This window comes from Streptomyces sp. cmx-4-9 (assembly GCF_046548835.1).
Taxonomy (GTDB): Bacteria; Actinomycetota; Actinomycetes; order Streptomycetales; family Streptomycetaceae; genus Streptomyces.
Map to the genome: position 1 here is coordinate 192453 of NZ_JAEBEE010000001.1, position 21260 is coordinate 213712.

Sequence of the window (21260 nt, forward strand, 5' to 3'; positions counted from 1 at the left end):
ACTCACGGCTCACGATCCGGCGTTGACGTTGGCGAGGACGGCGGTGGCGATCGCCAGGACCACGGCGCCGGCGAGCAGGGCGCTCAGGTAGCTCTGCACGTTGCCGGTCTGGGCGCGGCGTACGAGGCCGCCGAGCAGCCGGGGGCCGATGCCCGCGCCGCGGACGTAGGCGTCGACGACTTCGCGGTCGAGGAAGCGGACGAGGCCGGCTGCGGCGCGGACGGGGCGGACGAACAGCCGGTCGTAGAGGGCGTCCAGGTGGAAGCCGTCGGCGGCGTGGCGGTGGAGCGGGCCGAGGAGGGCGGGGCCGGGGTCCGCGGCGGGGCCGGCGGGGACGGCGGGGTGCCCGGTGGTGACCTCGGCGACCTCGGGGGTTTCGGCTGCGGACTCCGCGGCGGCGGTGGCGGCGGACACCTCGGCGGCGACGGCGGCGGGCTGGGCCGCGGCGGCTGCGGCGGCGGGGCCGGTCGCGGCGGGGGCCGTCGCGGCCTGGGCGGTGGCGCGCTGCCAGAGGCCGTACGTCAGCAGAGCGCCGAGGAGCGCGGCGCCGACGCCGAGGAGCGAGGTGGTCAGGGTCGGGGTGAGGGCGCGGCCGTCGAACCAGTCGGCGAGGGGGCCGGCGGCGAGGCCGAAAGCGACGGTGGGGACCGCGAGGAGCCACAGCACGCCGGTCATGGCCAGGGGTTCCCGGCCGTGGTCGGGGGCGGGGGCGCCCCGGCCGCGGAAGGCCATCAGCCACAGGCGGGCGGCGTAGGCGGCGGTGAGGAGGGCGGTGAGCACGCCGGCGGTCAGCACCAGCCAGCCGGCGGCGCCGGGGGCGAGGTCCGAGTGGCCGGTGGCGGTCTGCTCGGCGGCGACGAGGACGGCTTCCTTGGAGAAGAAACCGGCGAAGGGCGGGATCGCGGCGAGGGCGAGCAGCGCGAGCGTCATCGTCCAGAAGGCGTCGGGGATGCGCTTGGCCAGGCCGTCCATGCGGGACATGGCGGCCAGGGAGTTCGTCCCGGCGGCGTGGATGATCACGCCGGCGCCGAGGAAGAGGAGCGCCTTGAAGGCGCCGTGGGACAGGAGGTGGAAGACGGCGGCGCTGCGGTCGCCGACGGCCAGCGAGCCGGTCATGTAGCCGAGCTGGCCGATCGTGGAGTAGGCGAGGACGCGCTTGATGTCGTCCTGGGCCAGGGCGGCGAGGGCCGAGCCGACCATGGTGACGGCGGCCATGGCGGCCATGACCACGAGGGCGGCCCGGGAGGCGGCGAAGACCGGCAGGAGGCGGGCGATGAAGTACACGCCGGCGGCGACCATCGTCGCGGCGTGGATCAGCGCGGACACCGGGGTGGGGCCCGCCATGGCGTCGGGGAGCCAGGTGTGCAGCGGGAACTGTGCGGACTTGCCCGCGACGCCGGCCAGCAGGAGCAGGGCGACCAGGGTGGGGTGGCCGAGTCCGCCGGCGGCGACGGTGCCCAGGATCTCGGTGATCCGGAAGGAGCCGGCGTCGGCGGCGAGCGCGAACAGGCCGATCAGGAAGGGGACGTCGCCGAGCTTGGTGACGAGGAAGGCTTTGAGGGAGGCGGAGCGGGCCGCTTCGGTCTCCCAGTAGTGGCCGACCAGGAAGTACGAGCAGATGCCCATGACCTCCCAGCCGACCAGCAGCACCATCAGGTCGCCGGAGTAGACGACGAGGAGCATGGCGGAGGTGAACAGGGAGACGAGGGCCGCGTACGAGGGGTAGCGCGGGTCCTCGCGGAGGTAGGCGGTCGAGTACAGCTGCACGCAGGTGGAGACGACGGCGACCAGCACGGCCGTCAGCACGGCGAAGCCGTCCAGGTGGAGCGAGAGCTCGATGGGCACGGAGCCCGTCGGGGTCAGCTCGGTGGCGGTGTCGATGGCCGCGCCGCCGCCCTGGCGGATCGCGACGAGCACGGCCAGGACGGCGGCGCCGAGCGCGGGGAGCACGGCGAGCGGCCGGACGAAGCCGGGGGCGCTGCGGCCGAGGAGCAGTCCGGCCACCGCGCCCAGGAAGGGCAGGAGGGGGACGAGGACGGCGAGGGTCGGGGTGCTCACGCGGCGGCCTCGCTCTGCGTGTTCGGCGTGTTCGGCGGGGTGGACGCGGGTTCGTGGCCTTCGGCGGTGTCCCGGAGCCGGTCGACGTCGGAGCTGCCCCGGTTGCGGTACACCATCAGCACGATCGCGAGGCCGATGCCGATTTCGGCGGCGGCGATGGCGATGGTGAAGAGGGTGAGGGCCTGCCCTGCGTGCAGGGCGTCGCGCAGCCACACGTCGAAGGCCACCAGGTTGAGGTTGACGGCGTTGAGCATCAGCTCGACGGACATCAGGACCAGGATGGCGTTGCGGCGGGCGAGGACTCCGTACAGGCCCGTGCAGAAGAGGAGCGCCGCGAGCACGGCGGGGTAGGCGAGGTGCATCAGCGCTGCCCCTTGTCGCGGGTGTCGGCGGGGGTGGCCGCGGTGTCGGCGGGGGTGGCCGTGGTGTCGGCGTCGTTCGGACCGGTCCGGCGGGACAGCACGATGGCGCCGATGAGGGCGGCGAGGAGGAGGACGGAGAGGGCCTCGAAGGGCAGCACCCAGTGCTGGAAGAGGATCTCGCCGGAGACCTTGGTGGAGCCCTGGACGGGTCCGTCGAGGTCGATCCAGGTGGTGCGGAAGGCGTCGGCGACGACCCAGACGAGGGCGGCGGCGGCGGTCACGGCGACCCCGAGGGCGACCGGGCGGTTGCCGGAGTCGGCGTCCGGGGAGCGGCCGATGGGGGCCTTGGTGAGCATCAGCCCGAAGAGCAGGAGGACGACCACGGAACCGAGGTAGATCAGTACCTGGACCCAGGCGATGAACTCGGCGGTGAGCAGCAGGTACTCGACGGCGATGCCGCCGAGGGCGACGACCAGCCACAGGGCGGCGTGCACCAGCTGCCGGGTGGTGACGGTGACGAGGGCCGCGCCGAGGGTGGCGAGGCCGACGAGGACGAAGGCGATCTCGACGCCGGTCGGGGACAGGAATCCGGGCCCGGTGGCGGCGGCTGCGGCCAGGACGGCGGCGGGGGTCACGCGTCTGCCTCCGGGTTCGCGGCGGCCGGCGGTTCGGTGGCCGGCGGTTCGGTGGCCGTTCCGGCTGCCGCGGGGCTGTCGGCGGCTGCCGCGGCGGCGGCTGCGGCGGCTTCGGCCTTCTCCACCGCCTTGCGGGCGGCGGCGACTTCCTTGGGCTCCTCGGCGGCCGGGTCCAGGGCGGGCGGGGCGGGGACGGTCCACATCCACTCGCGGAGCTTGTCGCGCTCGTGGGTCAGCTCGTGGATGTCGGTCTCCGCGTACTCGAACTCCGGCGACCAGAACAGGGCGTCGAAGGGGCACACCTCGATGCAGATGCCGCAGTACATGCACAGGGAGAAGTCGATGGCGAAGCGGTCGAGGACGTTGCGGCTGCGCTCGCGGCCGCCGGGGGTGGAGGCCGGGACCGTCTCCTTGTGGGAGTCGATGTAGATGCACCAGTCGGGGCACTCGCGGGCGCACAGCATGCAGACCGTGCAGTTCTCCTCGAACAGGCCGATGACCCCGCGGGAGCGGGGCGGCAGTTCGGGCTGGGCCTCGGGGTACTGGGCGGTGTGTGCGCGCTTGGTCATCGTGCGCAGGGTCACCGCCAGGCCCTTGGCGAGGCCGGATCCGGGGATGGGCATCAGTTGATCGCCACCTTCACGATGCCGGTGAGCGCGATCTGGGCGAGCGCGAGCGGGATGAGTACGGTCCAGGCGAGCTTCTGGAGCTGGTCCTCGCGCAGGCGCGGGTAGCTCACGCGGAGCCAGATCACGAGGAAGGCGAGGACGGCGGTCTTGAGCAGGGTCCAGACCCAGCCGAGGCCGTCGGCGCCGAGGGGGCCGTGCCAGCCGCCGAGGAACAGGACGGTGGTGAGGCCGCACAGCACGACGATGCCGGCGTACTCGGCGAGCAGGAACAGCGCGAAGCGCAGGCCCGTGTACTCGGTGTACGCGCCGAAGATGATCTCGGAGTCGGCGACGGGCATGTCGAACGGGGGCCGTTGGAGTTCGGCGAGGCCGGCGATGAAGAAGACGAGCGCGCCGGTGATCTGCCAGGGCAGCCACCACCACTGGAAGGCGTCGACGATGCCGGGGAGGGAGACGGTGCCGGCGGCCATGGCCACGGAGGCCGCGGCGAGCAGCATGGGCAGCTCGTACGCGAGGAGCTGGGCGGCCGTACGCAGGCCTCCGAGCAGGGAGAACTTGTTCGCGGAGGCCCAGCCGGCCATGAGGGAGCCGAGGACTCCGACGCCCATGACGGCGAGGACGAAGAACAGTCCGGCGTCGACGACCTGGCCGACCGCGCCTTCGCCGGGGCCGACGGGGACGGCGACGAGGACGAGGAGGTACGGCAGCAGGGCGACGGCGGGGGCGAGCTGGAAGATCCGCCGGTCGGCGCCCGCCGGGACGATGTCCTCCTTCTGCGCGAACTTCACGCCGTCGGCGACGAGCTGGGCCCAGCCGTGGAAGCCGCCCGCGTACATGGGGCCGAGGCGGCCCTGCATGTGCGCCATCACCTTGTGCTCGGTCTGCCCGACGACGAGGGGGAGCACGAGGAAGACGGCGAAGACGATGACGAGCCGCAGGGCGACGTCGAGGACCTCGTTCACGCGTCGCCTCCGGTGTCACGGGTCTTCTCGTCGCCTGCCGTCTCGCCCGCGGGCTCCGGCTTGGCCGGCGGTACGGCGTCGGGCCCGGCCGCTGCCTCCGGCTTCGCCGGGGGTTCCTCGAAGGCGGGCTTCGGGGTGTGCCAGGGGGCGTCGGGGCTGCGCGGGGCCGGGCGCTCGGAGGTCTGCGGCGCCGGGGCCCCGGTGTCCGGGGCCCCGGTGTCCGGGGCCCCGGTGTCCGGGGCCGGCGGGGCGGCCGGGGGTGCGGCCTGGCTCGCCGAGCCCTCCGACACCGAGCGGGCACGGCGCGGCGGCCGCGCCGGGGCCTCGGTGCCGGGGGCGGCGTCCGGGCGGGGGCGGCGGGCTGCCGCGCCCGCGGCTCCGGCCGCGCGGGGTGTACGGGCCGGGCGGGCCGGGGCGGGCGGGAGCTGGCCCTTCATCGGGCCCCAGTCGTTGGGGTCGGGAACGCCCGGCGGCAGCATCTGGCGGCGCTTGGGCGCGTCCGGGTCGTGGGCCTCACCGGGCTCCTTCGCCCCGGGCCAGGCCTTGGCGACCCGCGCGGCCAGGACGAAGTCCTTGCGCAGCGGGTGCCCCTCGAAGTTCTCCGGGAGGAGCAGCGGGACGAGGTTCGGGTGGTCGGTGAAGACCACGCCGAACATCTCGAAGGTCTCGCGCTCGTGCCACTCGGCTCCCGCGTACACCGCGACGGCGGACGGCAGGGCGGGGGCGGAGTGCGGGACGGTCGTGCGCAGCAGCAGCCGGCGTACCCGGTGGTTCTCCAGCGAGACGACGTGTGCGCAGATCCGGAAGCCGGTGCCCGGCTCGTCCACCGCGCTCAGCCAGTCGAAGTACGTGCAGCCGAGCTTGTCCCGGGCGATCTCCAGCGCCGGGATCCAGGAGCCGACGGGCACGTCCACCGTGAGGACGTCGTACGAGGCGTCCGCGACGGCCTCGGCGCCGAAGACCGTCGCCGCCGCGTCGGGGAGGGAGTCGTAGAGGTTCACGTACCGCTCCCGGGCGTCGGCGGAGGGGTGACCAGGCCGCTGGTGAGCTGCGCGACCGTCGGGGCGTTCGCGTAGCGGTCCGCGAGGGATTCCCGAGCGATCTTCTCCTGGAGCTTGAGGATGCCCTGGAGCAGCGCTTCGGGGCGGGGCGGGCAGCCGGGGACGTAGACGTCGACGGGGATGATCTGGTCGACGCCCTTCGTCACCGCGTACGAGTCCCAGTACGGGCCGCCGCAGTTGGAGCAGGCGCCGAAGGAGATGACGTACTTCGGCTCCGGCATCTGCTCGTAGAGCCGCTTCACGGCGGGGGCCATCTTGTCCGTGACCGTCCCCGAGACGATCATGAGGTCGGCCTGCCGCGGGCCCGGCGCGAAGGGGATGACGCCGAGGCGGATGAAGTCGTGCCGGGCCATCGAGGCGGCGATGAACTCGATGGCGCAGCAGGCGAGGCCGAAGTTGAAGACCCACAGGCTGTACCGGCGGCCCCAGTTCAGGACCACCTTCATCGGTTCCGGTGCGAGGCGGGAGAGCACGCCGAGGCGCTTGGGCTCCGGGAGGAGCGGGGACTCGGCCGGTGTCACGTCCATTCGAGGACGCCCTTCTTGTACGCATAGAGCAGGCCGACGGCCAGGAAGCCCAGGAAGATGAACATCTCCACCAGCGTCGTGGCGCCGTAACCGGCGGCGGCGAACACCGTCGCCCACGGGAACAGGAAGATCGAGTCGACGGCGAAGATGACGTAGAGGAAGGCGTAGACGTAGTAGCGGACCTGGGTGTGGGCCCAGCCCTCGCCCACCGGGTCCACGCCGCATTCGTACGTCAGCAGCTTCTCGGGGGTCGGCACGACGGGGCGCAGCAGGCGGCCGGCCCCGAAGGCCACCGCCACGAAGAGCACACCGAGGACGGCCAGCAGGCCGACGACCGAATAACTCCGGAAATAGTCGGCCGCGAGCACGGTTACGGTCGCTACCGTTGGGTCGGACACGTCCGTTCCTCGCTCCTTGGCCACTGTCGACGATCTGTTACGCACGGGAGTCTAGGGCCTGCCTCCCACGGGGTGGGGTTATCCCCCGTTCACAGCACCCCGGCCACCCCATGGCAAGCGCGGGTCGCGCTTGACAGGCTGTGGCCCATGACCACGAGCCGTGACCTCCCCTACGAGGACCAGCCTCCTCCCGTACGCGCCGTCTTCGGTGCCGCGACGTGGAAGGAGATCGCCCACCTGTCGGCCAATCTGCCGGCGGGGGTCGCCGGATTCGTCTTCGCCGTCGTCATGGTGTCCACCGCGGGCGGCCTGTCGGTGACCGCCGTCGGTCTTCCGCTGCTCGCCTGCGGGCTCTTCCTCTCCCGGCAGTGGGGCCGGCTGGAACGGGCGCGGGCCCGGGCGCTGCTCGGGGTCCGGGTGGAGGAGCCGACCGCGCTGCCAGGGCCGCGGCGGGCCGGCGGGTTCTTCCCCTGGCTGTGGACGAGCATCAAGGACCCCGTCGGCTGGCGGGCCGTGCTGTACGCCCTGATCCGGCTGCCGTGGGGGGTGCTGACCTTCACCGTCGCGCTGACCGGGCTGTTCGTGCTGTGGCCGGTGCTGCCGTACGTGGTGCGGGGCCTGGCGAACGTGGACCGCGCGATGGTGCGGGGGCTGCTGTCGCCCTCGGACGAGCTGGAGCGGCGGATCGCCGAGCTGGAGTCCGACCGGGGCACGGTGGTCGACACCGCGGCGGCGGACCTGCGGCGCATCGAGCGGGATCTGCACGACGGGGCGCAGGCGCGGCTGGTGGCCCTGGCGATGGGGCTGGGCCTGGCGAAGGAGAAGCTGCTGGAGGACCCGGAGGGCGCGGCGGCGATGGTCGACGAGGCGCACGGCGAGGTGAAGCTGGCCTTGCAGGAGCTGCGCGACCTGGCCCGCGGGATCCATCCGGCGGTGCTGACGGACCGGGGCCTGGACGCGGCGCTGTCCTCGGTGGCCTCGCGGTGCGTGGTGCCGGTCACGGTGTCGGTGGACCTGCCGGCGCGGCCGGCGGAGGCGATCGAGGGGATCGCGTACTTCGTGGTGTCGGAACTCCTGCAGAACGTCAGCAAGCACGCCCGGGCGCGCAGTGCGGGCGTGGAGGTGTGGCGTTCGGGGGCGCGGCTGCTGATCCGGGTGTCGGACGACGGGCGCGGAGGCGCGCGGATGTCGGGCGGCTCGGGGATGGCCGGTCTGGCGGAGCGGCTGGGTGCGGTGGACGGGGTGTTCGTCCTGGACTCCCCCGAGGGCGCCGGGACCGTGGTCACGGCGGAGCTGCCGTGGCGTGCGCGCGTGCCCGCGGAGGCCGGACGGGGCTGAGCGGACCGATCGGGACCGACGGGGGCCCGGGTGCCGGGCTGCCGGTCGGCGGGGCCTTCGTCCGGGTGGGCGGGGGCCCCGCCGGCGCGTCCGGGCGCGGGTGGTCCCGCGGGGCGCGGCGGGGGCGGCGGGGCCCGGCCGGGCGGGGCGGGGGTGGGGTTAACCCCCCGGCGGACAGGCCCACCCACCGCATGGTCCGGCGGAGGGCGGGCCGCCAGGGTGGAGGGGTACACGATGACGAGAGGACGGGTGGGGACGATGGACGACGGCGCGGGCACGGGCGGGGGGATCGGCGCGGTACTGCGGGCGCCCGTCGCCGGGCGGACCTGGCGGGAGCTGGGGTTCCTGCTTCTCGGGCTGCCGCTCAGCACCCTCTGCTTCTGCCTGGCCGTCACCGGCGTGAGCCTGGGCGCGGGGCTGCTCGTCACCTTCCTCGGGATCCCGGTCCTGGCGGGCGTCCTGATGATGTGCCGCGGGTTCGGGCACCTGGAGCGGGCCCGGGTGCGGGTCCTGCTCGGCGCGGAGGTGGCCGGTCCGGCGCCGGTGCGGGCCGCGAAGAGCGGCGCCCTGGCCGCCATGGGGGCGCTGCTCAAGAGCGGGAGCGCCTGGCGGCACGCCCTGTACGCCGTCATCCACTTCCCGTGGGCGGTGTTCGGCTTCTGCGTGGCGCTGACGTTCTGGGCGTACGGGTGGGCGGCCCTGCTGTACCCGGTCTGGTTCTGGGTCTTCCCCGCCTGGACCGACCAGCCCGGTCTGCAGCTCTTCCAGGACGGCGACCGCACCTTCTTCCTCGACTCGCCCGCGGAGATCGCCCTGACCTGCCTGGTCGGGCTGGCGCTCACGCTCGCCACCCCGTGGGTGCTGCGGGCCCTGACGACCGTGGACCGGGTGCTGGTGGGCGGGCTGCTCGGGCCCTCGCGGCTGGACAGCCGCGTCAGCGAGCTGGAGTCCGACCGGGGCGTGGTCGTGGACACGGCCGCCGCGGACCTGCGGCGCATCGAGCGGGACCTGCACGACGGGGCGCAGGCGCGGCTGGCGGCCCTGGCCATCGACCTGGGGATGGCGAAGGAGCAGCTCGCCGGGGATCCGGGGGCGGCCGCGCGGTTGGTGGACGAGGCGCACGGCGAGGTGAAGGTCGCCCTGCAGGAGCTGCGCGACCTGGCCCGCGGGATCCATCCGGCGGTGCTGACGGACCGGGGCCTGGACGCGGCGCTGTCCTCGGTGGCCTCGCGGTGCGCGGTGCCGGTCACGGTGTCGGTGGACCTGCCGGCGCGCCCGGCCCCCGCGATCGAGGGGATCGCGTACTTCACCGTCTGCGAGCTGCTGCAGAACGTGAGCCGGCATGCGCGGGCCCGTTCGGCCACGGTGGACGTGTGGACGGCCGGGGCGCGGCTGCTGATCCAGGTCGCGGACGACGGCCGGGGCGGCGCGGACCCGCGGGGCGGGTCGGGGCTGGCGGGGCTGACCGGGCGGCTGGACGCGGTGGACGGGGTGCTGGTCGTCGACTCCCCGTCCGGCGGCGGGACCACGGCGACGGCCGAGCTCCCCTGGCGCCCGTGACCCGCGGGTGCGGGCCCAACGTCACGGGCCCGCACCCCGGCCTGAGCCCCGGCCCGGAGCCCCGCCCCGAGCCCGGCCCTGAGCCCCGGCCCTGAGCCCGGCCCCGAACCCCGCCCCGAGCCCCGCCCCGAGCCCCGCCCCGAGCCCTGCGGGCCCGGCTCTGGGGCCGCGGCGCGCCCGTCCCGCGGCCGCCGCCTGGCCGAAAACTCCCGGCCCGCGCCCACGCGTTGTCCCGGCTCTGCCTTGATCCGGCCTTGAGGCTGGGATGCTTGCCTGAGTCAGGTGGGGCGGGAACGAACGGACGCGGGAGCTGCTGGATCGTGGAAGACAGGGTGCGGGTGGTCATCGCCGAGGATTCAGTGCTGCTGCGCGAGGGCCTGACCCGGTTGCTGACCGACCGGGGGCATGACGTCGTGGCCGGCGTCGGGGACGCGGAAGCCCTGATCAAGACGGTGGCGGAGCTGGCGGCGGAGGACGCCCTGCCCGATGTGGTGGTGGCCGACGTACGGATGCCGCCGACCCACACGGACGAGGGCGTACGGGCCGCCGTACGGCTGCGCCGCGAGCATCCGGGAATGGGGGTGCTGGTCCTGTCGCAGTACGTGGAGGAGCAGTACGCCACGGAACTGCTGGCGGGTTCCAGCACCGGAGTAGGGTACCTGCTCAAGGACCGGGTGGCCGACGTACGGGAATTCCTGGACGCCGTGGTCCGCGTGGCCCGGGGCGGCACCGCCCTGGACCCCGAGGTCGTCGCACAGCTGCTCGGGCGCAGCCGGAAGCAGGACGTGCTGGCGGGGCTGACGCCCCGGGAGCGCGAGGTGCTGGGCCTGATGGCCGAAGGACGCACCAATTCCGCCGTGGCCAAGCAGCTCGTGGTGAGCGACGGGGCCGTGGAGAAGCACGTCAGCAACATCTTCATGAAGCTCGGCCTGTCACCCAGTGACGGGGATCACCGGCGTGTTCTGGCCGTTCTCACCTATCTGAAATCATGATCGACTGACACTCTGTCAGCTATGGCACGTGGCATACCGGTCGGATCGTCTCAATGGGCGGTCCGACGGTCCAGAATGTGGTCGACCCCTTTGACCTGATCGCTACGGACGTAGGGTGGGTCGTGGGGGGCCACGCCTCGAGGGAGGTCCAGTTCAGTGACCAGCCAGGTCAGCAGCCCAGCCGAACAGGCCGACGGGGCCGGGGGTGCGGTTGTCGGTGGACAGCGCATCCCGGCGGGCCCGGGCGCCAAGGAAGTCCGCCGTCTCGACCGTGTGATCATCCGCTTCGCGGGTGACTCGGGTGACGGCATGCAGCTCACCGGTGACCGGTTCACCTCGGAAACGGCGTCGTTCGGCAACGACCTGTCGACGCTGCCGAACTTCCCCGCCGAGATCCGGGCCCCTGCCGGGACCCTGCCCGGCGTCTCGTCGTTCCAGCTGCACTTCGCCGACCACGACATCCTCACCCCGGGCGACGCGCCGAACGTGCTGGTCGCCATGAACCCGGCCGCCCTGAAGGCGAACATCGCGGACGTGCCGCGCGGCGCGGAGATCATCGTCAACACCGACGAGTTCACCAAGCGCCCGATGGCCAAGGTCGGCTACGCCACCTCCCCGCTGGAGGACGGCTCGCTGGACGCCTACAACCTGCACCCGGTGCCGCTGACCACGCTCACGCTGGAGGCGCTGAAGGACTTCGGGCTCCCCCGCAAGGAGGCCGAGCGCAGCAAGAACATGTTCGCGCTGGGGCTCCTGTCGTGGATGTACCACAGACCCACGGAGGGCACGGAGGGCTTCCTGCGGCAGAAGTTCGCGAAGAAGCCGCAGATCGCCGAGGCGAACATCGCGGCCTTCCGGGCGGGCTGGAACTTCGGGGAGACGACGGAGGACTTCGCGGTCTCCTACGAGGTCGCCCCCGCGAGCAAGGCCTTCCCGACGGGCACCTACCGCAACATCTCGGGGAACCTGGCCCTGTCGTACGGGCTGATCGCGGCGGGCCGGCAGGCGGACCTGCCGCTGTACCTGGGCTCGTACCCGATCACCCCGGCCTCGGACATCCTGCACGAGCTGAGCCGGCACAAGAACTTCGGCGTACGGACCTTCCAGGCCGAGGACGAGATCGCCGGGATCGGCGCGGCCCTCGGGGCGGCGTTCGGCGGGGCGCTGGCGGTGACGACGACCTCGGGGCCGGGTGTGGCGCTGAAGTCCGAGACCATCGGCCTCGCGGTGTCGCTGGAGCTGCCGCTGCTGATCGTGGACATCCAGCGGGGCGGCCCGTCGACCGGCCTGCCGACCAAGACCGAGCAGGCCGACCTCCTGCAGGCCATGTTCGGGCGCAACGGCGAGGCCCCGGTCCCGATCGTGGCCCCCCGGACCCCGGCGGACTGCTTCGACGCGGCGCTGGAGGCGGCCCGGATCGCGCTGGCCTACCGGACCCCGGTGTTCCTGCTCTCCGACGGCTACCTCGCCAACGGCTCCGAACCCTGGCGGATCCCCGACGTCGCCGACCTCCCGGACCTGACGGTGCAGTTCGCCGAGGGCCCCAACCACACGCTGCCCGACGGCACCGAGGTGTTCTGGCCCTACAAGCGCGATCCGCAGACCCTGGCCCGGCCCTGGGCGGTGCCCGGGACCGCCGGCCTGGAGCACCGCATCGGCGGGATCGAGAAGCAGGACGGCACGGGGAACATCTCCTACGACCCGGCCAACCACGACTTCATGGTCCGCACCCGCCAGGCCAAGATCGACAACATCACGGTCCCGGACCTGGAGGTCGACGACCCGGACGGGGCCCGGACCCTGGTCCTCGGCTGGGGCTCCACCTACGGCCCCATCACCGCGGCCGTCCGCCGCCTGCGCACGGCCGGCCGGCCCATCGCCCAGGCCCACCTGCGCCACCTGAACCCCTTCCCCCGCAACCTCGCGGAGGTCCTGCGGGGCTACGACAAGGTCGTGGTGCCGGAGATGAACCTCGGCCAGCTCGCCACCCTGATCCGCGCGAAATACCTGGTGGACGCCCGGTCGTACAACCAGGTCAACGGCATGCCGTTCAAGGCTGAGCAGCTCGCCGAGGCCCTTGAGGAGGCCCTGAATGACTGAGGTCACCGACGTCCCCCACCTGCTGTCCCTGGTGCCCAGGGCGGACGCCCCGCAGACGATGAAGGACTTCAAGTCGGACCAGGAGGTCCGCTGGTGCCCCGGCTGCGGCGACTACGCCGTCCTGGCCGCCGTCCAGGGCTTCATGCCGGAACTCGGGCTGGCGAAGGAGAACATCGTCTTCGTCTCCGGGATCGGCTGCTCCTCCCGCTTCCCGTACTACATGAACACGTACGGGATGCACTCGATCCACGGCCGCGCCCCCGCCATCGCCACCGGCCTGGCCACCTCCCGCCGCGACCTGTCGGTGTGGGTGGTCACCGGGGACGGCGACGCCCTGTCCATCGGCGGCAACCACCTCATCCACGCCCTGCGGCGCAACGTCAACCTCAAGATCCTGCTGTTCAACAACCGGATCTACGGGCTGACCAAGGGCCAGTACTCGCCCACCTCCGAGGTCGGCAAGATCACCAAGTCCACGCCGATGGGCTCCCTCGACGCGCCGTTCAACCCGGTCTCGCTCGCCCTCGGGGCCGAGGCCACCTTCGTCGCCCGCACCGTCGACTCCGACCGCAAGCACCTCACCGGGGTCCTGCGCGCCGCCGCCGACCACCAGGGCACCGCGCTCGTGGAGATCTACCAGAACTGCAACATCTTCAACGACGGCGCCTTCGAGGTCCTCAAGGACAACGAGCTGGCCCAGGAGGCCGTCATCCGCCTCGAACACGGGCAGCCCATCCGCTTCGGCGCCGGCAACGCCAAGGGCGTGGTCCGCAATCCGGCCACCGGCGACCTGGAGGTCGTCGCCGTCACCCCGGAGAACGAGGCGCGGGTCCTGGTCCACGACACCACCGTGACCAGCCCCACCAACGCCTTCGCGCTGTCCCGGCTCGCCGACCCCGACACCCTCCACCACACGCCCATCGGGGTCTTCCGCAACGTCGCACGGCCCGTCTACGACACGCTGATGGCCGAGCAGCTGGAGACCGCCGTCGACCAGCGCGGCAAGGGGGACCTGGCCACCCTCCTGCACGGCAACGACACCTGGACCGTCGTCGGCTGACCACGTGCGGTCACCGGGCCCGGCCCCTCCACGGAGGACCGGGCCCGGTGTCATGAGCATCTCCCTCTCACGGGCATGACATCCGGGCCCGGCGGCGCTACCGTCGTCGGGTTGGCCGGATTGTGTACAGGAGGCCCCGTGAAGGCGGAGAACGAGCAGCGCACGGGTCTGCTCCACGGATTCGGCGCGTACGGGATGTGGGGGCTGGTCCCCCTGTTCTGGCCGCTCCTCAAGCCCTCCGAGGCCGTCGAGATCCTCGCCCACCGCATGGTGTGGTCGCTGGCCGTGGTCGGCCTGGCCCTGCTCGCGCTGCGCCGCTGGGGCTGGATACGAGAGCTGCTCCGCCGGCCCCGCAAGCTGGCGCTGACCACCCTGGCCGCCTGCGTGATCAGCGTGAATTGGGGCCTGTACATCTGGGCGGTCAACAACGGGCAGGTGGTCGAGGCGAGCCTGGGCTACTTCATCAACCCGCTGGTCAGCATCGCGATCGGGGTGCTCGTGCTCGGCGAACGGCTGCGCCGCGCGCAGTGGGCGGCCGTCGGCATCAGCGTCGCCGCCGTGCTGGTGCTCGCGGTCGGCTACGGGCGTCCGCCGTGGATCTCGCTGATCCTGGCCTTCTCCTTCGCCACGTACGGGCTGATCAAGAAGAAGCTCGACATGGGCGGCCTGGAGTCGCTGGCCGCCGAGACCGCCGTGCTGTTCCTGCCGGCCCTCGGCTACCTGCTGTGGCTGGGTGCGGCGGGCCGCTCCACCTTCGCCACAGAAGGGCTCGGGCACTCGGCCCTGCTCGCCGCCACCGGCCTGGTCACCGCGGTCCCGCTGGTGTGCTTCGGCGCGGCCGCGATCCGGGTGCCGCTGTCCACGCTGGGGCTGCTCCAGTACCTGGCGCCGGTGTTCCAGTTCGCTCTCGGCGTCCTCTACTTCCACGAGGCCATGCCGCCCGAGCGCTGGGCCGGCTTCTCGCTGGTCTGGGCCGCGCTCATCCTGCTGACCTGGGACGCCCTGCGTACGGGGCGCCGTACGCGGGCCCGGCTGGCGGCCGCGGCGCAGGTGCCGGCCGGGGCTCCGGAGGCGGTGGGCGCGGTGGAGCCGCCGGCGGCCGCGGCGCCGGCCCGCGGGCCGGCGTAACCGCGCCGCTCCCCTCCCCCGGCCCCCGGCCGGGACCGCCGGCCCCCGGACTCCGTCCGGGGGCCTCGCGCGGTCCGTCCGATTTCCGAACCGCCCTGACCGGATTGTGGTCTTGACGAATTGTCATGCCCTCGCTGACCATCAGGCTCGCACTGACGCACCACCGCTCACCGCGCCACCCGCACGTTCCGTCATATCCCCGCGGAATCCCGGAGCCCCCCATGAGCCTGTCCGTCCCCCGGCGTCTTGCCGCCGTGACCGCGTTCGCGGTCGCCGGCCTGATCGCCGCCACCTCTCCCGCCGCGCTCGCCGCCCCCACGGCGGTCACCGCGGCGCCGACACCGCCCGACATTCCGCTGGCCAACGTCAAGGCCCACCTGTCGCAGCTCTCCACCATCGCCGCCAACAACGGCGGCAACCGCGCCCACGGCCGGGCCGGCTACAAGGCCTCCATCGACTACGTGAAGGCCAAGCTGGACGCGGCGGGCTTCACCACCACGCTGCAGACCTTCACCTCCAGCGGCGCCACCGGCTACAACCTGATAGCCGACTGGCCGGGCGGCGACCCGAACTCGGTCCTGATGGCGGGCTCCCACCTCGACTCGGTGACCTCGGGCGCGGGCATCAACGACAACGGCTCCGGCTCGGCCGCCGTCCTGGAGACGGCCCTGGCGGTCTCCCGCGCCGGCCTCCAGCCCACGAAGCACCTGCGCTTCGGCTGGTGGGGCGCCGAGGAGCTCGGCCTCATCGGGTCGAAGTTCTACGTCAACAGCCTGCCGGCCGCGGAGAAGGCGAAGTTCTCCGGCTACCTGAACTTCGACATGATCGGCTCGCCGAACCCGGGCTACTTCGTCTACGACGACGACCCCACCATCGAGCAGACCTTCAAGAACTACTACGCGGGCCTCGGCATCCCCACCGAGATCGAGACCGAGGGCGACGGCCGCTCCGACCACGCCCCGTTCAAGAGCGCGGGCATCCCCGTCGGCGGCCTGTTCTCCGGCGCCGACTACACCAAGACGGCGGCCCAGGCCCAGAAGTGGGGCGGCACCTCCGGTCAGGCCTTCGACCGCTGCTACCACTCCTCCTGCGACTCGCTGACGAACATCAACGACACCGCGCTGGACCGCAACGCCGACGCCGTCGCCTACGCGATCTGGAACCTCGGCGCGGGCACCCCGGTGCCGCCCGGCCAGTCCTTCGAGAACACCGCGGACGTGGCCATCCCGGACTCCCCGGCCGCCGCCGTCACCTCGTCGATCACGGTCTCGGGCGTCGCGGGCAACGCCCCGGCCACCACCAAGGTGGACGTGAACATCGTCCACACCTACCGCGGCGACCTCGTGGTCGACCTGGTCGCCCCGGACGGCACGGTCTACAACCTGCACAACCGCACCGGCGGCAGCGCCGACAACCTCGTGCAGACGTACACGGTCAACGCCTCCAGCGAGGTCGCGAACGGGGTCTGGAAACTCCGGGCCAAGGACGGGGCCGCGCAGGACGTCGGCTACATCAACAGCTGGAAGATCACCTTCTAGCGCCCGCGGGCAGGCGCCGGGCGGCCTACGCGCCCCCGGTGTCGCCCCGCAGCGAGGCCGGCAGCGGGTCCTGGATCCGCGAACGGAGCTCCTCGGCCACCGCGGCCACGTCCGCGCGGCCCCGCTTCGCCGCCTCCACCAGGTCGCCGAGCACCTCCGGCGACGGCAGTTGCCTGGCCCCGGCCACCCGCAGGTACGAGCGGGTGGCCGCGGCCGCGTAGAACTCGTTCATCGGGGACTCCAGCGCCGGGCACACCGCGAGGGTGTGCAGGAACGCGGCGGCCCGCCATGCGGTGTCCGGGGCGGGCTGCTCGGGCACCAGCACGAGGTCGTTCTGGTGCCGGGCGACCGCGGCGGCCACCCCCGAGGGGTCCCATACGGCGGGGTCGGACGGGAGGTGGTGGGCCAGAGCGGTCCAGGCCCACTCCATGGTGATCTTCAATTGCCGAACCGCTCCTGGAAGTAGGCCCAGTGGTCGGCGAACTCCTCTATCCCGGAGAGGAAGTTCTTCCGGTCCTCGTCGAGTTCGCGCTCCGTGACCTCGGTGATCAGCGCGGTGACGGTCGTCCCCAGTGCCGCCGCGCGCGCCTTCAGGCGCTCGTGGAACTCCTCGTCCAGGCGGATGGTGACGTGTCTCGACATGGCCTCACCGTACAGCGGGCCTGCTGTACGCAGGAGGGGAACGGACGAAGGGTGGGCCGGGACACAGTCCCGGCCCACCCTTCGGCACGTCTTCCCGCGGGGGCTACTTGTTGGCGTCGGCCGCCTTGACCAGCGCGTCCTTGGTGACCGCGCCGACGTAGACCTTGCCGTCGTCGGTCACCAGGGCGTTGACCACGCGGGTGGACAGCACCCGGCCCTCGCCGAACGTCCCGGAGACCTTCTCCCCGATCGAGTCGAGGAACTGCTGCGCCTCCTTCGGGGCGTCCTTGCCCTTGGCCTTGTCCCCGGAGCCGGAGCCGGGCAGCAGGCCCTTGCCCTCGCCGGTGTCGATCCGGGCGATCGTCGCCCAGCCCTCACCGAGGACCTTCGTGTCGCCCTTGGCGTTCGGGCCGCCCATCAGGCCGTCCAGGCCCGGGAAGGACTCCAGCGCCTTGAACTCCTTGTCCCCGCGGGCGGGCCCGCCCTCGGTGACCTTGGCGCCCTTGGGCGGGGTGAACACGAAGGTGTCGGCGGCCGGCTTGGCGAAGTCCACCTTGGTGAAGCCCGCGTCGACGATGGGCTTGCCGCCCTGGGCGGACAGCACCTGGACGCGCAGCGGCACGCCGTTCCCGGCGTCCACGGCGATCTGCACCGAGGCGATCGTGGAGCCGCCCTGCCGGGGCTTGAGGACCAGCTGGTAGGCGTCGCGCCCGGCGACCTGCGCCGTGTCCCCGACGCTGACGTCGGTGGTCGGGCCGACGGACTTCAGGAGCTCCTCGGCGAGCTGCTGGGGCGAGGCCGCCATCCGCTCGCCCGTCTTGTGCTCCTTGCCGGCGCCCTCGGGGGCCTTCTCGTGGAAGACCTCCTTGGACTGGGAGTCGTAGCCCCACACGTCGTCGCCGTTGTGGACGAGGCTGTACTCGTCCTTGCCGTCGAGGAAGGTGAGCTTCTGGCGGTCCGGGCCGTCGGCGGCGACGCGGAAGGTGTGCGTGCCGGAGGCCAGTTGGGCGACCTTGTCCTGCGGATCGGCCGAGCCGCCCGCCACGCCGCCGCCGCCGAGCAGCCCGCTCGCGAGGGAGGGCAGGCCGAGGTCGGTGCTGAGCTTGGCCGTGCCCGACAGCTGCTGCACGTCGGAGGCCGCGACCTTCTCGATGAGCTGCTGCGCCGTCACCTTCGGGAGGTCGGGCCCGCCGGCGTTCGCGAAGGCCGGGACCATCGCGACGGTCGCCGCGGCCACACCTGCCACCGCGACCGGTACGGCGTACCGGGTGACCTTGCGAGAAGTCTTCGTGTTCGCTGCCATGTCAGTGCCCTGCCCTCTGTGTCGTCGGCGGCGGCCCCCGTGCCGCCGCGCTCACCCGATCTGGTGGGGTTTGATGACTCCATCTGACCAAATCCGCGCCCTCACGGCGTCAGTCCCCGGAAGCAACTGCGCGTACACCCGTGGGATGACACGCAGCGGGCCCCCCGCCCCCGACCCGTAGGGGTCGCCGGGGCCGAGGGGCCCGATCTGCTGCCGGTACGGCGCGGGAGGCGTCAGCCGGCGCGGTGGACCACGGCGTCGCACAGCTCTTCCAGGGCGGACTTCGCGAAGCACTCCGGCAGCGGGGCGAGGGTGGCCCGCGCGTCCTCGGCGTACCGGATGGTGTCGCGCCGGGCCCGCTCCAGCGCGGGGTGCGCCCGCAGCCGGGTCAGCACCTCGGCGTGCCGGGCGTCGTCGGTCAGGTCGCCGTCCAGGAGCGTGACGAGCTCCCGGTCCTCGGGCCGCCCGTCGCGGGCCGCGATCTCGCGCAGCCGCAGTACGGGCAGGGTCGGGATGCCCTCGCGCAGGTCGGTGCCCGGGGTCTTGCCGGACTCGTGCGCGTCGGAGGCGATGTCGAGGACGTCGTCGGCGAGCTGGAAGGCGGTGCCCAGGCGCTCGCCGTACTGGGTGAGGATGTCGACGACCGACTCGTCGGCGCCGGACATCAGCGCACCGAAGCGGCCGGAGACGGCGATCAGGGAGCCGGTCTTGCCCGCGATGACGTCGAGGTAGTGGGCGACCGGGTCACGGCCGTCGCGGGGGCCCGCGGTCTCCAGGATCTGGCCGGTCACCAGCCGCTCGAAGGCCTCGGCCTGGATGCGTACGGCCTCGGGGCCGAGGTCGGCCAGGATGTGCGAGGCGCGGGCGAAGAGGAAGTCGCCCGTGAGGACGGCGACCGAGTTGCCCCAGCGGGTGTTGGCGCTGGCCACCCCGCGGCGCACGTCCGCCTCGTCCATGACGTCGTCGTGGTAGAGCGTCGCCAGGTGGGTGAGTTCCACGACCACGGCGGAGGGCACGATCCCGGGGGCGTACGGGTCGCCGAAGCGCGAGGCGAGCATCACCAGGAGGGGGCGGAACCGTTTGCCTCCGGCCCGCACCAGGTGCTGTGCGGCTTCGGTGATGAAGGGGACTTCGCTCTTGGTGGCCTCCAGCAGACCCGCCTCGACGGCGGCCAGTCCGGCCTGGACATCGGTCTCAAGAGCCTGGTCCCGCACGCTCAGTCCGAACGGCCCGACGACGGTCACGAGGGGTACTCCTGTCTGCTGACGATCACGGTGACGATCACCTGGATTGTCGATGTGTCGCTGCCATCACTCAAGCCAGCGTATCGGGTCTGTTTTCGATCACGGAGAGCGCCTGCCCGGCCGTCACCCGCGCACTGCCCGAACCGCACCGGTATGTTCGTCAGAAGCCGAAACAACCGGAGAATCCGTTTTGTCCACACATGCCACCGCGAGAGACGAGCCCTCCGACCCGGAGGCGGACCAGCCGCCCCCGGGTGACGAGCGCGCCTTCCTCGGCCACCCCCGGGGTCTGGCCACCCTCTCCGGACTGGAGGTCTGGGAGCGCTTCTCGTTCCTGGGCATGCAGGCCATCCTCGTCCTGTACTTCGCGGACGCGGTGGCCGACGGCGGCCTCGGCATGGACCCGGGCACGGCGGCCTCCGTCTCGGCGGCCTACGGGACCATGGTCTACCTCGTCTCCGTCGCCGGCGGATGGCTCGCCGACCGGATCCTCGGTTCCTATCGGGCGGTCCTGTGGGGCGGTGTCCTGATCGCCTGCGGCCACTACGCCATGGCGGTGCCCACCGCCGCCATGACCTGGGCGGGCCTCGGCCTGATCAGCGCGGGCACCGGCCTGCTCAAGCCGAACGTGGCCACCATGGTCGGCAAGCTGTACCGGACCGACGACGAGCGGCGCGACGCCGGCTTCGCCCTCTACTACATGGGCATCAACATCGGCGCCTTCGCCGGGCCCCTGATCACCGGCTGGCTCGGCGAGAACGAGGGATGGCACTGGGGCTTCTCCGCCGCCGCGATCGGCATGACCGCCGGGCTGGTCCAGTACGTCGCGGGCCGCCGCCACCTGGCCGGACGCAAGCATTCCGCCGAGTACCCGCTCGCGCCCGACGCGATGCGCTCCGCCGTGACGAAGATCATCGCGGGGTGCGTGCTGTTCGCGGTGCTCGCCACTCTTCTGGCGGTCGCCGGCCGGCTGACGATGGACCGTTTCGTCGACCTGCTGACCCTCGTCTCGGTGATCGCCCCGGTCGTCTACTTCGCCCTCATGTTCCGCAGCCCGCGGGTCACCGCCGCCGAGCGCGTCCGGCTGCGTCCGTACGTGGTCCTCTTCCTGGCCTCGGTCGCCTTCAACTTCATCCTCTTCCAGGCCTACTCCACGATGATGCTGCTGGCCTCGACCAACGCCCGGACCGAGATCCTCGGCTTCCACTTCCCGGCGAGCTGGTACGCCTCCGCGCTGGGCGCCTTCGAGGTGGCGCTGGCCCCGGTCGTCGCCGCCCTGTGGGCCCGCATGGGCCGACGCCAGCCGCACGCCTCCAACAAGATCGCCATCGGCGTGGTCCTCGGCGGCCTCTCCTTCCTGCTGATGGTGATCCCGACCTCGGGCCACGCCGGGGACGCGTACCGGATGGCCGCCTGGTGGATCGTCGGCTCCTACCTGCTGCTCGGCCTCGGCGACGTCCTGCTGGAGACCTCCGGCATGTCGGCCACCTCCAAGCTCGCCCCGAAGGCCTTCAGCAGCCAGACCATGGCCCTGTGGTTCCTCTCCCTGGCCCTCGCCAACGGCATCCAGGCCCAGGTGGTCAAGGTCTACGACGAGGTCTCCCACCCCGTCTACTTCGGCGTCAACGGCGCGATCGCCGTGGCCGTGGGCCTCGCCGTGATGGCGCTGGCGCCCTGGCTGCGGCGCACCATGCACCCCGTCCACTGAGACGAGAGGCGACTC

General features: G+C 72.6%; 20 protein-coding genes. 8 read left to right on the top strand and 12 right to left on the bottom strand.

Annotation, left to right across the window (positions count from 1 at the left end; genetic code table 11):
- Window positions 1–9: 9 nt before the first annotated feature.
- From ACLJTM_RS00955 to ACLJTM_RS00990, 8 genes are read right to left on the bottom strand one after another with little or no spacing between them, the layout of a single operon-like run.
- The gene (locus tag ACLJTM_RS00955) at window positions 10–2058 is read right to left on the bottom strand and encodes an NADH-quinone oxidoreductase subunit L (protein ID WP_411101392.1); all 2049 of its coding nucleotides are present in this window, start codon (window positions 2056–2058) and stop codon (window positions 10–12) included.
- Window positions 2055–2420, bottom strand: a complete 366-nt coding sequence (gene nuoK / locus ACLJTM_RS00960; RefSeq protein WP_411101393.1) for an NADH-quinone oxidoreductase subunit NuoK — start codon at window positions 2418–2420, stop codon at window positions 2055–2057. The genes ACLJTM_RS00955 and nuoK overlap by 4 nt, the downstream gene beginning before the upstream one ends.
- Window positions 2420–3055, bottom strand: coding sequence for an NADH-quinone oxidoreductase subunit J (locus tag ACLJTM_RS00965; RefSeq protein ID WP_411101394.1), 636 nt, complete (start codon window positions 3053–3055; stop codon window positions 2420–2422). Before ACLJTM_RS00965 ends, nuoK begins: the two co-directional genes overlap by 1 nt.
- Window positions 3052–3681 carry a NuoI/complex I 23 kDa subunit family protein gene (locus ACLJTM_RS00970; RefSeq protein ID WP_411102235.1) on the bottom strand — a complete coding sequence of 210 codons (630 nt, stop codon included), beginning with the start codon at window positions 3679–3681 and terminating at the stop codon, window positions 3052–3054. The genes ACLJTM_RS00965 and ACLJTM_RS00970 overlap by 4 nt, the downstream gene beginning before the upstream one ends.
- On the bottom strand, window positions 3678–4646 hold the full coding sequence (locus tag ACLJTM_RS00975) for a complex I subunit 1/NuoH family protein (protein ID WP_411101395.1): 969 nt from the start codon (window positions 4644–4646) through the stop codon (window positions 3678–3680). Before ACLJTM_RS00975 ends, ACLJTM_RS00970 begins: the two co-directional genes overlap by 4 nt.
- A complete protein-coding gene (locus ACLJTM_RS00980) occupies window positions 4643–5647 on the bottom strand; it encodes an NADH-quinone oxidoreductase subunit C (protein WP_411101396.1) in 1005 nt (334 codons plus the stop codon). The genes ACLJTM_RS00975 and ACLJTM_RS00980 overlap by 4 nt, the downstream gene beginning before the upstream one ends.
- Entirely contained in the window at window positions 5644–6234 is a 591-nt protein-coding gene (locus tag ACLJTM_RS00985) for an NADH-quinone oxidoreductase subunit B (RefSeq protein ID WP_411101397.1), read from the bottom strand. The genes ACLJTM_RS00980 and ACLJTM_RS00985 overlap by 4 nt, the downstream gene beginning before the upstream one ends.
- Window positions 6225–6632 carry an NADH-quinone oxidoreductase subunit A gene (locus ACLJTM_RS00990; protein ID WP_411101398.1) on the bottom strand — a complete coding sequence of 136 codons (408 nt, stop codon included), beginning with the start codon at window positions 6630–6632 and terminating at the stop codon, window positions 6225–6227. Before ACLJTM_RS00990 ends, ACLJTM_RS00985 begins: the two co-directional genes overlap by 10 nt.
- Window positions 6633–6779: 147 nt before the next feature.
- On the opposite strand from ACLJTM_RS00990, the gene ACLJTM_RS00995 reads away from it, so the two are divergent.
- From ACLJTM_RS00995 to ACLJTM_RS01025, 7 genes are all read left to right on the top strand, one after another.
- Window positions 6780–7970 carry a sensor histidine kinase gene (locus ACLJTM_RS00995; protein ID WP_411101399.1) on the top strand — a complete coding sequence of 397 codons (1191 nt, stop codon included), beginning with the start codon at window positions 6780–6782 and terminating at the stop codon, window positions 7968–7970.
- A gap of 234 nt (window positions 7971–8204) precedes the next feature.
- Window positions 8205–9530, top strand: coding sequence for a sensor histidine kinase (locus ACLJTM_RS01000; RefSeq protein ID WP_411101400.1), 1326 nt, complete (start codon window positions 8205–8207; stop codon window positions 9528–9530).
- A gap of 320 nt (window positions 9531–9850) precedes the next feature.
- Entirely contained in the window at window positions 9851–10522 is a 672-nt protein-coding gene (locus ACLJTM_RS01005) for a response regulator transcription factor (RefSeq protein ID WP_411101401.1), read from the top strand.
- 156 nt (window positions 10523–10678) lie between these two features.
- A complete protein-coding gene (locus ACLJTM_RS01010; protein WP_411101402.1) occupies window positions 10679–12622 on the top strand; it encodes a 2-oxoacid:acceptor oxidoreductase subunit alpha in 1944 nt (647 codons plus the stop codon).
- The gene (locus ACLJTM_RS01015) at window positions 12615–13682 is read left to right on the top strand and encodes a 2-oxoacid:ferredoxin oxidoreductase subunit beta (protein ID WP_411101403.1); all 1068 of its coding nucleotides are present in this window, start codon (window positions 12615–12617) and stop codon (window positions 13680–13682) included. Before ACLJTM_RS01010 ends, ACLJTM_RS01015 begins: the two co-directional genes overlap by 8 nt.
- A 138-nt stretch (window positions 13683–13820) precedes the next feature.
- Complete coding sequence (rarD, locus tag ACLJTM_RS01020) at window positions 13821–14810, top strand: EamA family transporter RarD (RefSeq protein ID WP_411101404.1); 990 nt, start codon at window positions 13821–13823, stop codon at window positions 14808–14810.
- Between the two features lie 221 nt (window positions 14811–15031).
- Window positions 15032–16348 carry a M28 family metallopeptidase gene (locus ACLJTM_RS01025; protein WP_411101405.1) on the top strand — a complete coding sequence of 439 codons (1317 nt, stop codon included), beginning with the start codon at window positions 15032–15034 and terminating at the stop codon, window positions 16346–16348.
- A 25-nt stretch (window positions 16349–16373) separates the two neighbouring features.
- Here the strand turns inward: ACLJTM_RS01025 and ACLJTM_RS01030 are convergent, their stop codons facing one another.
- The 4 genes from ACLJTM_RS01030 to ACLJTM_RS01045 form a co-directional block, all read right to left on the bottom strand.
- Window positions 16374–16790 (bottom strand): hypothetical protein, encoded by a 417-nt coding sequence (locus tag ACLJTM_RS01030; protein WP_411101406.1) that lies wholly within the window; start codon window positions 16788–16790, stop codon window positions 16374–16376.
- A complete protein-coding gene (locus ACLJTM_RS01035) occupies window positions 16787–16990 on the bottom strand; it encodes a hypothetical protein (protein WP_403219443.1) in 204 nt (67 codons plus the stop codon). Before ACLJTM_RS01035 ends, ACLJTM_RS01030 begins: the two co-directional genes overlap by 4 nt.
- Before the next feature lie 103 nt (window positions 16991–17093).
- Window positions 17094–18293, bottom strand: a complete 1200-nt coding sequence (locus ACLJTM_RS01040; protein ID WP_411101407.1) for a LolA family protein — start codon at window positions 18291–18293, stop codon at window positions 17094–17096.
- Between the two features lie 233 nt (window positions 18294–18526).
- A complete protein-coding gene (locus ACLJTM_RS01045) occupies window positions 18527–19537 on the bottom strand; it encodes a polyprenyl synthetase family protein (RefSeq protein ID WP_411101408.1) in 1011 nt (336 codons plus the stop codon).
- A 190-nt stretch (window positions 19538–19727) separates the two neighbouring features.
- On the opposite strand from ACLJTM_RS01045, the gene ACLJTM_RS01050 reads away from it, so the two are divergent.
- Window positions 19728–21245, top strand: coding sequence for a peptide MFS transporter (locus tag ACLJTM_RS01050; protein ID WP_411101409.1), 1518 nt, complete (start codon window positions 19728–19730; stop codon window positions 21243–21245).
- Window positions 21246–21260 lie beyond the last annotated feature (15 nt).

What these genes read in the sequence shown, in the direction of transcription:
- ACLJTM_RS00985 (WP_411101397.1), bottom strand. Translation starts at nt 6,234, where the DNA reads ATGGACGTGACACCGGCCGAGTCCCCGCTCCTCCCGGAGCCCAAGCGC.
- ACLJTM_RS01000 (WP_411101400.1), top strand. Translation starts at nt 8,205, where the DNA reads ATGACGAGAGGACGGGTGGGGACGATGGACGACGGCGCGGGCACGGGC.
- ACLJTM_RS01015 (WP_411101403.1), top strand. Translation starts at nt 12,615, where the DNA reads ATGACTGAGGTCACCGACGTCCCCCACCTGCTGTCCCTGGTGCCCAGG.
- ACLJTM_RS01025 (WP_411101405.1), top strand. Translation starts at nt 15,032, where the DNA reads ATGAGCCTGTCCGTCCCCCGGCGTCTTGCCGCCGTGACCGCGTTCGCG.
- ACLJTM_RS01040 (WP_411101407.1), bottom strand. Translation starts at nt 18,293, where the DNA reads ATGGCAGCGAACACGAAGACTTCTCGCAAGGTCACCCGGTACGCCGTA.
- ACLJTM_RS01035 (WP_403219443.1), bottom strand. Translation starts at nt 16,990, where the DNA reads ATGTCGAGACACGTCACCATCCGCCTGGACGAGGAGTTCCACGAGCGC.
- nuoK (WP_411101393.1), bottom strand. Translation starts at nt 2,420, where the DNA reads ATGCACCTCGCCTACCCCGCCGTGCTCGCGGCGCTCCTCTTCTGCACG.
- ACLJTM_RS00995 (WP_411101399.1), top strand. Translation starts at nt 6,780, where the DNA reads ATGACCACGAGCCGTGACCTCCCCTACGAGGACCAGCCTCCTCCCGTA.